Genomic DNA, 13,625 nt, shown 5'->3' with positions numbered 1-13,625 from the left:
CTACGTCTGGAGCGTGAGATAAAAAAATAGAAATTGTCTGAATCAGGATATCCAGGATTAAAGGATGTACAGGATGAAATATCAAAAATTAAACGCAGATAAACGCAGATAATTTTTGCATTTTCTCTGTTTTCTCTGCGTCTGGAGCGTGAGATAAAAAAATAGAAATTGTCAGAATCAGGATAACCAGGATTAAAGGATTTACATGATGGTAATTGATTAATTTTTGGTTGGTGTTTAAGGTAGTATTTTTCAGAATTAGATAACAGCATTTTTCTAAATATAAATTACTAATTCAAATTAAAAATTTTAAAATCAACATCCTGTAAATCTTAAAATCCTGGACATCCTGATTCTGACAAGATGAAAATTAACTAAAATTAACGAGGATAATGTTTAGCTAAAAATTCCCGCGCTTCAGATTCATCCTTAATTGTACCATCAAGAGTAGCAGTCAATAAATTATCCAATATTTGCTTAAAAATTGGACTGGGTTTATAACCCAATTTTTTTAAATCATTGCCATTTAACAAAGGTTGGACATTTGCCAAATTAGTTAAATAATACCAGATTTTACGTCTAACTTTGCGGGGACTTTTCAAAGCAACTAACATCAAAGTTGGTGCATCATATTTTTTTAATACGTGGACAATTTGACTCGGTAATTCACAACTTGGTAATAATTGAATTACCTCTGTTTGCATTTCTGATAATTTCTTTAATCTATTAATACTATCATCAGCTAATTGCAGATTTTTCGCTACCTTTGCTCGATATTGCGGTTCTAAATGGGCAATTAATAACTCTAAACGCATTTGCCAAGGATGTGAAAAAGGATGTAATATTTGTTGTTTTTCACAGCTTCGCAAATAGATGATAATTAATTTTTCTAATAAACGTAATTCTTGTAAAATATCAATATCTAATTTTAGACTAGGATGGATACATTGTAAAGCCCCCAAATTATCCAATAACAGTAAAGCAGACTGCCAATAGGAAGCTTCTAAAATATTTTTTAATTCGGTTTTTAACCGAGTTTGTAAAGCGGGAGTTTTGACATTTTCTTGAGTTGTTTTATCATAAACTCCGCTATTTATGGCATAGTTAATATACTCTTTTGTTCGCTGTTCAATTGCAAATCCAAACCGTACTGCAAAGCGCACTCCGCGATAAATACGAGTCGGATCTTCTATAAAACTGTTAGCGTGTAAAACTCTGATTTCCTTGGCTTGTAAATCTAATAAACCACCAAAAAAATCTAATAATTCACCACTGCGAGGAGATGTTAACCTTAATGCCATTGCATTAATGGTAAAATCTCTTCTATATAAATCTTGCCGAATAGAACTAGCTTCTACTTCTGGGTTAGCAGCAGGATAAGGATAAAATTCTGTTCTGGAAGTGGCAATATCTACCCATAATGAATCTAATTCTGGGTGTTTATGCCATAATAAAGCAGCAGTTTGAAATGCTCCATGAATTTCTAAACGAGCATCTTGATAAATTTCTTGCAATGCTTTTGCTAATTCTACACCAGCACCTACATCTGCTGCTTGATGAAAACCATCAACAACTAAATCAATATCATTAATCATTAATGTGCCTGTTTGGGCTTCTGCTAATAGTAAATCTCGGACTGCACCACCTACTAAATAAAGATGCCAACCGCGTTTTTCTGCTGCTTGAGATGCTATATTTAATAATTGCCAAAGTTCGGGTTTTAATTTAGCTTGTAATTGTGGTAATGTAATATTAGTTTCGCTTTTTTGATCTATTTCTTTATCAGTTAAATCAGCTTGATGTAGTTCCCTTAAAACGTCGGTGCGAGTGACAATACCAACAAGATTTTCGTTTTCTAGAACTGGTAAACGTCCAATGTCATAAGTCACCATTAAAGACTCAATTTGTGGTAGGGTAGCATCTGGTGTAATAGTCTTTAAATTAGTGGTCATGTAACCTTTAACTGGTGCATGACTAAAGCCGTGATGTAAGGCAATATCTAAATCACGTCGAGAGATAATACCCACTAATTTATCTTGATTATTAACAACAGATAAACCAGAATGTCCGTAACGCAGTAAAATTCTTTGGGCTTCAGCAATAGTAGTTTCTGGGCGAATAGTTCGCACAGGTGAAGACATTAAATATCTCGCTGTGGGAGGATGGGGAATTTGTGATTTTAATCCTGCTAATAGTTGTTGTAAAATTGATTGTGAGTCAGTAGTTCTCATATTGAAAGATGCGGCTTGAGAATGTCCACCACCTTCAAAAACTTGGAATAAACTATTAAGATTTGTATGGGGAATTTGGGTTCTACCAATTACTGTTAATCTAAATTTTCCATCATCTAAAAGATATTCATTGGCTAAAAGTAAGGCATCAATTTCTGTTAACTCTACCAATTCTGATGCTAAAGCTGATAAACCAGGTACAAAATTATCAGTTTTTAGAATAACCCAACCAATGGTATATCCCCGCAAACAAACATATTCTAAATTTTCCAGAGATTCAGATAATAATTGTTGCAACTGAGGCGATAAACCCGGCTCACGATAAGTTGAAATTACAGATAAACTTGCCCCTTGCTGCATCAACCAAGCCAAAGCAAAAGCATCTCTAGATGTAGATTGGTTATATGTTAAAGAACCAGTATCAACATGAATACCTAACGCCATCACTGTTGCTTGAGCAGCATTAATAGAAATATGCCGTTTTTGTAATTCTTCCACCATTAAAGTCGTGGTAGCGCCCACTTTATCAACATATAATTTTGTCGTGGGAATATCGCTATCTTGTCCGAGATGATGGTCATAAACTACTATTTCTTGGACATTGGGTAAATCGAACCATGCAGCAGCTTTACCCAGGCGATCGCGCTGTTGAGTATCCACAACCATCAAAGAACGGATTTTTTCAGGATTGACAGAACGCCTTTCAATCAGGGAATATTCATCTCGATACAAAGCCAAAAAATCCCGCACCGGTGGATGCGCTCCCCCAGTCAAGACAATCTTACTACCCGGCTTGAGGCAAGTTAACCCCACAGCCGCCCCTAAAGCATCAAAATCAGCAGTTGTGTGACAAAGAATTATATCCATAGGGAGTAGGTGACAGGTGACAGGTGACAGGTGACAGTGAAGAGAGCAGGGGAGGTGGGGAAGCGGGGAGATAGGGAGAATAAATAATTATCTATTCCCTGTTCCCTGTTCCCTGTTCCCTGTTCCCTATTTCCTAATAACTGATCAACTGTTACAAACCGGACGTAAAATATTAATTGTTCAGAAGACCAAGTGAGTTTACAAAGGTCACTGATCAACCTTGTCTGTCTATCATATCGTGACAGCCTTGGTGAAAGTTACGATTTCGCTGTGTTGGGAAAAGTAAAAATGACCATAGTATTTCAATTTGCTTTAGTATCTCTCGTTCTCATGTCCTTCGTCCTGGTTATTGGTGTTCCTGTTGCTTACGCAACCCCTCAAAACTGGGTGGAATCTAAAAAGCTGCTGTGGGTTGGTTCTGGTGTTTGGATTGCTTTAGTGCTTTTAGTTGGTTTATTAAACTTTTTTGTGGTGTAGACAACGGCTGCACACAAGCGTTCACACATAACATAAAAACCAGAGGAGCTTGTCCTAAGTTGACAATTTTATATACCAAACTATACTTATGTTGACAAACATTGACATAAGTTAGCTCAGAAAAATGCCAACTTGATATATAGTCCTCAGATATCAAGTATTGAATAAGACTATTACCGACGCGAAAACCAAGCATTGATAGTGATAGTCTGTTTCCAAATCTTAACCTGAGAAAGTCGCGTTGGGCTACAGCGTGCAAGTCTACTGAGGGATAACCGCTCCCATGCTCCCGTTGAAGTAGAAAGTAAAGTCTAGCTTTGTCTAGGTTTTATATAGCAGCAGAAAAGCTGAACTCACAGGAAAGGAAAGCAAAAATTTCTTTGTTCTTAGGACTTACGCAAGATCAGACTCAAAACCTGATTCTTGCGTAGGGGTAATTCATGAATTACCCCTACTTTAGTTCTGCTCTGCGTAAGTCCTGGTTCTTTTTCCGTGCTGATATTGCTTTCCTGCTCCTCTATTTCCTTCCAGAAAAGAGTATTGGCTAAGAATTTATAGTTATAAGAGGCAGTCATGGCAGTTTTTGAGGGTAACTTTACTCAAACAGCACCTTTAAAGTTTGCGATGGTGATCGGTCGATTCAATGACCTAGTTACCGTTAAGCTTTTAGAAGGATGTCAAGATTGCCTAAAACGTCACGGTATAGATCCTGACCCCCAAGGCAATCAAGTAGATTATGTATGGGTTCCAGGCAGTTTTGAAGTTCCTACCGTTGCCCGTCAGTTGGCACTCTCTCAACGTTATGATGCCATAATTTGCTTAGGTGCGGTAATTAAAGGACAAACACCCCATTTTGATTATGTATCTGCTGAAGTAGCTAAGGGTATTGCAGCAGCCAGCTTTCAAACTGGTGTACCCGTGATTTTTGGCATTTTGACAACAGATACCATGCAGCAAGCATTGGAAAGAGCAGGGATTAAAAGTAATCACGGCTGGGATTATGCCATGAATGCCATAGAAATGGCCAGTTTAATGCGTAATTTACGTTCTAACCTCGCAGAACCTGATGAATTTTCAAAAGCTCTGGCTGCGTTTGGTGGTAGTGAAGGTGGTAGAGAAGTTTGATGCGTCAACTACGCTCCAACCTAGCAGAACAGTTTTAGTGATTGGGGAAGAGGTGACTGGTGATTGGGTTATTAACTTCCCCTACTTCCCCTACCTCTCCTACCTCCCCATCTCTACTGTCACCTGTCACCTGTCACCTGTCACCTGTCACCTATTCCCATTTCCAAAAAAAAATTTCAAAGAGGGGTTGACAAACCAAAATAAATCTGAAATACTAAGATTATGTTGAGGTCGCGGGTATAGCTCAGTGGTAGAGCGCAACCTTGCCAAGGTTGATGTCGCGCGTTCGAATCGCGTTACCCGCTTTGAAAAGATAACATCAAACAAGTAACTAACAAAATCATTAGGTCTGGGAAATCATGATTAGATTCTCAGACCTAAAATTTTTAATTGTATAAACTCCTGCCTTCTGGGGCAACCACGGGGGGATTGCCTGCCTCCTATTTTGTCTAATTGAAAATGGCGGCTACAATGCTGGCAGAAATATACTAGAAATAATGCTAAGTGTGGGGATGTTGACCAAAAAGTCATTTTTGGCATTCCCACCCAAAACCGTTAACAAAAACTCGCTCAAGTTATTTAGACTGCTTGTGCCATCTCAAAAACCGGAAAAAATAGAATTAAATACGGATTATCCTTGTCCTTGTCGTCGTCGGGGGCGGTTAATTCCTATTACCCTGACAGAAGCATTTGGCTGCGATCGCTGTCAGCAAATATTTGTCGTTGAAGATAATGGATATGTACTAGATCAACTTTCTACCAATTATCCCTATAAGCGTGCTTGGCGCTGGACAGGGAAAAGTTGGAATTTGGTTCAACCGAAATTGGGAGAAAGTTATCTGCCGATAGCGTTGGGTATTATTTTCGTGTTAGTCATTATATGGCTACCGTTAGCATTACGCTTGGCAAATGGTTCGAGTGTTATTGCTTGGGCAATAGTGGCGGTACTATTAGCTATTCTGCCAGCAATTATGGTCTGGCTTACTTACAGACGTTAACTGCATCAGCGCCCCGGATTTATCCGAGGAACTAATCCAAAATCTAAAATCTAAAATCCAAAATCGGATGACTGTTGAAGCTTTTGATGATTATCCCGAACCAATGAACAGCGCCAAACGCGCTTATCAAGCTTCCCTGAAGTTAGGAACTACCAAAGGGGCAGACCGAAGTCGCGCTGTGTTGGCAATGGCACGGGCGCTAAAACGCTCATTTGACGACATTCTCGAAGCCAATACCCTGGATCTAGAAGCGAGTCGGGAAATGGCAGTACCAGAATTAATTTTGGATTGGTTGAAATTAACTCCCTCTCGGTTAGAGAATACTGTTGAGATTCTCCAACGCTTGGGAGAATTATCCGATCCCCTGCGACGGGTGAGAAATGCTGATTATCAACAGGAAGATTCTCAAAGTTATACCCAGTTAATGCCTTTGGGTGCGATTGGATTTATTTATGAGGCGTTTCCAGAACTAGGGGCGATCGCCGCTGGCTTTTGTTTGAAAACTGGTAATACAGTGATTCTCAAAGGCAGTACAGAAGCTAGTCATTCCAATGCGGCGATCGCCGAAGTTCTGCAAACAGCCATTAGTGAAGTTGGTTTACCCCCAGGTTGTATAGAATTAGTCACCACTGAACATGGTACTTCTTTACGGGATTTAGTCACTCAAGACCAGTATTTAAGTTTAGTCATACCCTACGGACGTTCTAGCTTAATTCAGCAAGTAGTCAGACAAGCGACTTGTCCCGTGTTAAAGTCAGCAATGGGCAATTGTTACCTTTACTGGTCCCTCAATGGTAGTTTAGAGATGGTACGCTGGATGATTTTAGATAGCCATGAAAGTGAACCAGATCCAGTCAATGCCATTGAAAAAGTTTTAATTCATCGTCAAGCTTTACCATCTTCCTTGCCTGTGCTGTGGAATAGCTTAAAAGAAAAAGGCTTTGAACTCAAAGCAGATGCAGAATTAGTAGAAGCCTTTCCCCAATTACAATTAGCAAAAGACGGAGAATGGGGAACACCGTATTTAAATAAAACCGTAGCGTTTAAATTAGTAGATAGCTTAGAAAGTGCGATCGCTTGGATTAATCAATATAGTAGTAGTCATGCAGATGCAATAGTTACAGACTCTTACCAAGAAAGTCGCCAATTTGCATTAGGAGTCAATAGCGCCTCTACTTATATTAATGCTTCCCCTCGTTTTTCTCGTAACCCTTCACGGGGAGATTCCGTATTTTTGGGAATGTCCAATCAAAAAGGACACCGTAGAGGGTTTATTAGTTTGGAAACATTGACGACGGTGAAGCATATCATTCAGGGAAATGGAAGGTTTTAACAGATGAATTTGTGGTTAATCTTCTATCATCAACAGTACAGGACTTACGCAAAACAGAACGAACGTAGGGGTAATTCATGAATTACTCCTAAGCAAGAATCAGTTTTTTAGTCTGATCTTGCGTAAGTCCTAAGTAGTAGTTTATAGCGTAGTTTATAGCGTAGTTTATAGCGTAGTTTATAGCGTAGTTTATAGATAAAATCCATGAATACACTTTACAACTCTGATTTTTATGGATGGACAAAAGAACAAGCCCAACTACTAAGAGAAGAAAAATGGGAAATACTTGATAAGTTAAACTTAATTGAGGAAATAGAAACCTTGGGAAGACAAGAAAGAAGGGAATTAGTTAACCGTTTAGCTTTGTTATTAGGACATTTACTAAAATGGCAATACCAACCAGAAAAACGCAGTAATAGTTGGTTGGCAACAATTCGAGAACAGCGCACTCAAGTCAAAAGAATATTAACAGATAGTCCCAGTTTAAAATCTTATTTAGAAGAAGCTTTGCAATTAAGTTATGAAGATGGAATTAACTTAGCTGTTAAAGAAACTAATTTACCTTATGAAACCTTTCCACAAAGTTGTAATTATACAATTTTACAAATATTAGATAATGAGTTTTTACCAGAATCATAGCTATAGCTGTAAAATCTATTCTTCTGACTCCGGTTGTGTAACCCTAACCCGAACTTTACAACTAAGTGAAATTTTTAAACCAGTGTAAACTATAAGGATTTACAGGATTTGATTTTTTAAATTGGGTATGAGAATCAAATATTAAATATTGTCAGAATCAGGATATCCAGGATTTAAGGATTTTCAGGATTTGTTTTTTGCTATTGCTGAAAGTTATACAGTTATCTATTTAATAATAAGAAAAATGAATGTTGTTCATTTTCCAACTTTATATCCTTTGATTTTTTGGTTCTTCAGTACATAGTATGCAAAATCAATCTCAAAAAACTGCGGAAGGCTTAATATACATAAGACATAAGCTACAGATATTGGATATTTTTACAAAAATTGCCTCTTTACCCTGTTCCCTGTTCCCTGTTAAGAGTTCCCTCTTTCAGACTGGTAATTTAGCATAACAAGTATGGTAGAACCGATTTTTTTCACTATCACAAATATCAAATACTATAACAAATATCAAAAATCAAAAAAATAAACAAAATCCTGTAAATCCTCAAATCCTGGACATCCTGATTCTGACAATCTCAACAAATATCAAAAATCAAAAAAATAAACAAAATCCTCCAATCCTAATTCAGACAAAAAAAGCCCGCACTCGGCGGACTTAATAAATATCAATCACTTAGATCCTACCTTCCACACCCCCCGGTGTCACAATTGGTTTTTTCGTAATTTCATTACGACCAAATGTTGTATTTTGTACCAAAGATAATGAATATTGGTAGGCGATCGCCAATTCTAAATCTCCAAATGACCAATTTTCGTTGTGTGACAGTTGAGGGTGCGGAATGTGGGTTAGATATTACTTCGCATTCTCTTGATAATAAGTGTGGTAAACCTTATCACCCTCATCTGGAATAAAACGACAAACCTTAGCAGAATGTAACAACGCCTTCCAGATAGGAACATCAGACTTGTGGTAATATTCACCCATCACAGGTTTAATAGCCTCAGTAGCCTTCAACAAATTATAATGAGGCATATTCAAAAAGATATGATGGGCAACATGAGTACCGATATCATGATGGATATGGTTAAAAATGCCATAATCTCTATCAATGGTAGAAATTGCACCCTTTAAAAAAGTCCAATTATCACCACGATACCAAGGTAAATCTTGTTCAGTATGGTGTAAATATGTAACCAAATCCAACCAAATCACAAACACAACGTAAGGACCAGCGTAGTATTTAAGTAACCACATCCAACCCCATTGATAGGTGAGTAAACCTAACAAACCTACCATACCTATCCAAAGGGTAGTGCTAGTGATAATATCCCACTTTTCGGAAGGTTTAAACAGTGAACTTCTGGGGTCAAAATGTGAACCACTTTTACCAGGAGTACGTTGAAACAAATAGATAGGATAAGCTAGAGGCAAAAACAGATAATAGCGGATTAGCTTTTGTAGCCAAGGTAATTGCTTATATTGAGATTCACTCAGAGGATACCAGCTTTCATCATTTTCCACACTGCCAGTATTTTTGTGATGAGTTCTGTGGCTAATTCTCCAACCGTGATAAGGTACAAGAATAGGTGTATGGGAAAGATGACCAACCAAATCATTTAGCCATTTGTGCTTAGAAAAAGATTGGTGTCCACAGTCATGACCTACTACAAACAAAGCCCAAAACATAGTTCCTTGCATCACCCAGAAAACTGGCCAAAAATACCAAGAATCTAGATAATTTGCCAGTGCATAAAGACCAGCAACAATGGCAACATCACGGAAAAAATAATAGAGTGATTTAACCACACTCGGCTGAAAACATTCAGCAGGAATAGCTGCTTTTAAATCTGCAAGAGTAAACGGAAGTGTATCTTCACCTTGAGCAGTGTTAACCGCAGAATTTTGATTGAATTGAATTGATTCTAATTGCACTGGATTTGTGAATCTCTAAAACGAACAGGAATTAAGTTAGGGTGGGCATTGCCCACCAAAACAGTCAAAGTTGAGAAAAATGATTTAATAAATTTTGCTTGATTAAATCATTAGGGTAAATCTGGAAATTAAGCTAGAGATTTAGCTTTCTGGGCGTAATATTCATCAAAATTTGTATAACCAATGTCAGTTTTATAAAGTTGACATTCGTTAGTAATTTGTTTCATTAAATCCCAAGAAAATTTACATTCTTCATGGAGATATTCACCCCAATTTTTCTTAATGCTATCGTAAGCCATCCGCAAATTGTAGGAAGGAATAGCAGTAGAAATATGATGGGGAACGTGAACATTAATATCGTGACAAAGAACTTCTACCCAACGAGGATAATCACAGTGAATAGTTCCAAATAATTGCGCCATTGCTTCGTTCCATTTATCAGCAGTTTTAAAAGGAACATCTGCTGTTGTGTGGTGAACAATGGTAAAGGTACTCATCCAAAAATGGTAAACCATCCAAGGAATAAACCAGAATTTAATAAAGCCCCAAACACCAGTTGTAATAATCAAAGTTGGGAAAACAATAGCAGCAAAGGCTACTACTACAGCTACAGAAAGTTTTACATTAGCTCTATCTTTGGGTTGAAATTTCCGCGCATCAAAATGCACCACTGCCCAATGTCCGATAGAACCTACCCACCACAAACGCTTGCGAATAAACAACTCATAAGCAGACTGTCTATTTTTATCCCAACCTTCAAAAACCTCTGGTCTAATGGGATGCCATGCGTTATCCTCATCTAGTTTATTTGTATGTTTATGGTGATGATTATGTTTAATTCTCCAACTATGAAAAGGGTAAATTAAAAACATCATGAAAAAATGACCAACCACATCATTTACCCGACGACTGTTGGAAAATGAACGATGGGCGCAGTCATGGCCAATAACAAAAAATCCTGTTAAAGCCGTTCCTGTAAAAATCCATGCTATGGGTAAAAGAAACCAGGGAGAAATGGCCAAAAAATAATAGCCTAACGCTGCCATAGATAAACTGATAATTACAGTAGTCCACGCTTTGCGGCTATTTTTCTGAAAACATTCCTTGGGTAGACTTTTGATAATATGTTTTAGTTTGATTTCGTCTTGACTAAGGTTTGTGGCGACGAAAGTTTCCTGGTCTTTGATTAGTGATGTAGTCATGAATACCTGAAAAACAGCAAACTGGTCTGCAAAGTCATAATCAAAATGAGTTTACAGCTAAGTTTTGTAACATTGAATTTCTGAGATTATAGCAACCTAAGAGTAACTTAGGATAGATGAAAATTCAAAATTCAAAATTAAAATTCAAAAATTCATAATTTCTATTTTGAATCTCCGTAATTACACGCAAAAAGCCAATAGTTTCATACCCAGAAAACGACTATAAAACTATTGACTTTAAACATCAATTATGCGTTATGCTTTTTTATCTGCCAGTTTAATATTTGTTGCTAAACCAAGCAGTTGGAGTAATTGAATAGTCATCCAAGTCATATCAATTTCCCACCATTCCAAACCGTGACGGGCTGAATATTGAAAAGCATGGTGATTATTGTGCCAACCTTCACCAAATACCAGTAAAGCTACCCACCAGCAATTGGTAGAATTGTCACCGGAATCTGGATATGTGCGATAACCGAATTTGTGAGTCGCACTATTTACCAGCCAAGTGCAGTGATAAACCCAAATAATGCGGACAAAAATACCCCAAACCACAAAAGACCAACCACCTAAGAAAAAGAGAGCCAAGCCCAGAGCAATTTGTAAGAAAATGAAATTTTTCTGTAAAAACTGATAAACTGGGTCATCAAAAATATCTTTTGTGAAGCGAGGAACCTGTTCGTGAGCGGGAGCAAAATGAATCATCCAGCCCATATGACTCCACCAAAAACCTTTATTGGAATCATGGGGATCATTTTCTGTATCTGAGTGCAAATGATGGATACGGTGTGTACCTACCCACTCAATAGGACCGCCTTCACAGGATAAAGTCCCAAAAATGACTAGGACATATTCCAACCATTTGGGAGTTTGAAAACTGCGGTGGGTAACAAGACGGTGATATCCCAGGGTAATGCCTAAACCACCAGTAACCCAGTAGAGGAATAATGCAACACCAACTGCTCTCCAGCTAAAGTTACTGGGAATTAAAGCAAATAAAGCGCCGATGTGCAGTCCAATGAAGAACAGGGTATTAACCCAGTTAATTTTAAGTTTAGTTGAAGTAGCAATTGTCATGCAGTAACCTTTATAGGAATTGTCCAGCCTAATCTGCGTGATTTAGGAATCCGCATATTTAGATTATTTTTTTTAATGAGGAAACAATGAACAGCTTAGAGCAGCTGCGAGAAGCAGAACAGGCACTATTAGAAATTTTTTATGGTATTGACGCTCAGGTCAAGCATAATTTACAAAGAGTTCTGAATGCCTTTCGTGATCATCGTGTGGGGGCGCACCATTTTGCAGGTGTCAGCGGTTATGGACATGATGATTTAGGACGAGATACCTTAGATCAAGTTTTTGCCCAAGTAATGGGAGCAGAAGCTGGGGTTGTGCGAGTGCAGATTGTTTCAGGAACTCATGCGATCGCCTGTGCGCTGTATGGTGTACTCCGTCCTGGGGATGAAATGTTAGCAGTAGTTGGTTCTCCCTACGATACACTGGAAGAGGTAATTGGCTTGCGGGGTCAAGGCCAAGGCTCCCTTATTGATTTTGGCATAAAATACCGTCAATTAGAACTAACTGAAGCAGGAAAAATAGATTGGCAAGAATTAAGTACCGCCATCACAGAAAATACCCGTTTAGTTTTAATCCAAAGATCCTGCGGATACTCATGGCGGCCTAGCCTTTCCATAGCCGAAATTGAAAAAATAATTCACATCGTCAAACAACAAAACCCCAACACAGTTTGTTTTGTAGACAACTGCTACGGAGAATTTATAGACACCAAAGAACCCACCCACGTAGGTGCGGACCTCATGGCAGGATCATTAATCAAAAACCCAGGTGGTACAATTGTCACAGCAGGGGGTTACATAGCTGGAAAAGCCGACTTAGTAGAAGCAGCAGCGTGTAGACTCACCGCCCCTGGTATTGGTAGTGCGGGAGGAGCAACCTTTGATCAAAACCGCTTATTATACCAAGGATTATTTTTAGCACCCCAAATAGTTGGGGAAGCAATGAAAGGAACATACCTCACAGGATACGTATTTGATAAACTCGGATATCCTGTAAACCCCGCACCCTTAGCACCAAGAGGGGATGTCATCCAAGCAATTAAACTCGGTTCAGCGAAAAAACTGATTGCCTTTTGTAAAGCTATTCAACAATATTCGCCCATAGGATCTTATTTAGATCCCGTACCTGATGCCATGCCGGGATATGAAAGTAAGGTTGTGATGGCTGGGGGTACATTTATTGAGGGAAGTACCTTGGAATTATCGGCAGATGGACCATTGAGAGAGCCTTATATTGTTTATTGTCAAGGTGGTACACATTGGAGTCATGTTTCGATAGCGTTACAGGCAGCTATTGAGGCTGTAGGAGAAGTATGAGATAATTTTTTTGCACGCAGAGACGCAGAGGCGCAGAGAGTATGATTGAGAATGAGATTACGGGAGTTATTGTTGATGTGGCTTATAAGGTTCACACAACTTTAGGACCTGGTTTGTTGGAGTCTGTTTATGAGACTGTGATGGATGTTGAGTTGAGACGGCGAAAGTTGCAAGTTAGAAGACAAGTAATTATTCCTATCACTTTTGAGGGTGTGGTTTTGGAGGAGGGTTTCCGGGCTGATTTGATAGTTGAAGACAAGGTAATTGTTGAACTAAAATCAGTGGAAAATCTCCATCCTGTCAGCTATAAACAGTTACAAACCTATCTCAAGCTTGCTAATAAAAAAGTTGGACTACTCATCAACTTTAACGTCCCACTCATTAAAGATGGCATCTCACGAGTCGTCAACAACCTCTAAAA

11 protein-coding genes and 1 tRNA gene are annotated in these 13,625 nt (G+C 38.4%); 7 read left to right on the top strand and 5 right to left on the bottom strand.

Features of this window, described 5'->3' with window-relative positions:
* Positions 1-380: 380 nt before the first annotated feature.
* Positions 381-3,098, bottom strand: coding sequence for a CBS domain-containing protein (locus IQ237_RS05795; RefSeq protein WP_194053229.1), 2,718 nt, complete (start codon positions 3,096-3,098; stop codon positions 381-383).
* Between the two features lie 288 nt (positions 3,099-3,386).
* Between IQ237_RS05795 and psbZ the strand changes: the two genes are divergently transcribed.
* The 3 genes from psbZ to IQ237_RS05780 all read left to right on the top strand — a co-directional run bounded on the left by psbZ (position 3,387) and on the right by IQ237_RS05780 (position 5,005).
* Entirely contained in the window at positions 3,387-3,575 is a 189-nt protein-coding gene (psbZ, locus tag IQ237_RS05790) for a photosystem II reaction center protein PsbZ (protein WP_096568955.1), read from the top strand.
* Positions 3,576-4,148: 573 nt separating this feature from the next.
* Positions 4,149-4,700, top strand: coding sequence for a 6,7-dimethyl-8-ribityllumazine synthase (gene ribH, locus IQ237_RS05785; protein ID WP_194053220.1), 552 nt, complete (start codon positions 4,149-4,151; stop codon positions 4,698-4,700).
* Positions 4,701-4,933: 233 nt separating this feature from the next.
* A tRNA-Gly gene (locus IQ237_RS05780) sits at positions 4,934-5,005 on the top strand.
* Between the two features lie 438 nt (positions 5,006-5,443).
* On the opposite strand, the gene cas5 is transcribed toward IQ237_RS05780, so the two are convergent.
* Complete coding sequence (cas5, locus tag IQ237_RS26990; RefSeq protein ID WP_228019748.1) at positions 5,444-5,518, bottom strand: CRISPR-associated protein Cas5; 75 nt, start codon at positions 5,516-5,518, stop codon at positions 5,444-5,446.
* Between the two features lie 247 nt (positions 5,519-5,765).
* On the opposite strand from cas5, the gene IQ237_RS05770 reads away from it, so the two are divergent.
* On the top strand, positions 5,766-7,031 hold the full coding sequence (locus IQ237_RS05770) for a glutamate-5-semialdehyde dehydrogenase (RefSeq protein ID WP_194053218.1): 1,266 nt from the start codon (positions 5,766-5,768) through the stop codon (positions 7,029-7,031).
* Positions 7,032-7,235: 204 nt separating this feature from the next.
* Positions 7,236-7,670: a DUF29 domain-containing protein gene (locus IQ237_RS05765; protein ID WP_194053216.1), complete on the top strand. Its 435-nt coding sequence runs from the start codon at positions 7,236-7,238 to the stop codon at positions 7,668-7,670.
* A gap of 859 nt (positions 7,671-8,529) precedes the next feature.
* On the opposite strand, the gene IQ237_RS05760 is transcribed toward IQ237_RS05765, so the two are convergent.
* The 3 genes from IQ237_RS05760 to IQ237_RS05750 all read right to left on the bottom strand — a co-directional run bounded on the left by IQ237_RS05760 (position 8,530) and on the right by IQ237_RS05750 (position 11,888).
* Complete coding sequence (locus tag IQ237_RS05760; protein ID WP_194053214.1) at positions 8,530-9,609, bottom strand: DUF3474 domain-containing protein; 1,080 nt, start codon at positions 9,607-9,609, stop codon at positions 8,530-8,532.
* Between the two features lie 128 nt (positions 9,610-9,737).
* Entirely contained in the window at positions 9,738-10,811 is a 1,074-nt protein-coding gene (locus IQ237_RS05755; RefSeq protein ID WP_194053212.1) for a fatty acid desaturase, read from the bottom strand.
* A 255-nt stretch (positions 10,812-11,066) separates the two neighbouring features.
* Positions 11,067-11,888, bottom strand: coding sequence for an acyl-CoA desaturase (locus IQ237_RS05750; RefSeq protein WP_194053210.1), 822 nt, complete (start codon positions 11,886-11,888; stop codon positions 11,067-11,069).
* 86 nt (positions 11,889-11,974) lie between these two features.
* Between IQ237_RS05750 and IQ237_RS05745 the strand changes: the two genes are divergently transcribed.
* Entirely contained in the window at positions 11,975-13,204 is a 1,230-nt protein-coding gene (locus IQ237_RS05745; protein WP_194053208.1) for a methionine gamma-lyase family protein, read from the top strand.
* A 41-nt stretch (positions 13,205-13,245) separates the two neighbouring features.
* Positions 13,246-13,623, top strand: a complete 378-nt coding sequence (locus IQ237_RS05740) for a GxxExxY protein (protein WP_194053206.1) — start codon at positions 13,246-13,248, stop codon at positions 13,621-13,623.
* Positions 13,624-13,625: the final 2 nt, after the last annotated feature.

It is taken from the genome of Sphaerospermopsis sp. LEGE 08334 (genome assembly GCF_015207205.1).
In the GTDB taxonomy this organism is placed as follows: Bacteria; Cyanobacteriota; Cyanobacteriia; order Cyanobacteriales; family Nostocaceae; genus Sphaerospermopsis.
This window is presented reverse-complemented; position numbering and strand designations above follow the sequence as displayed.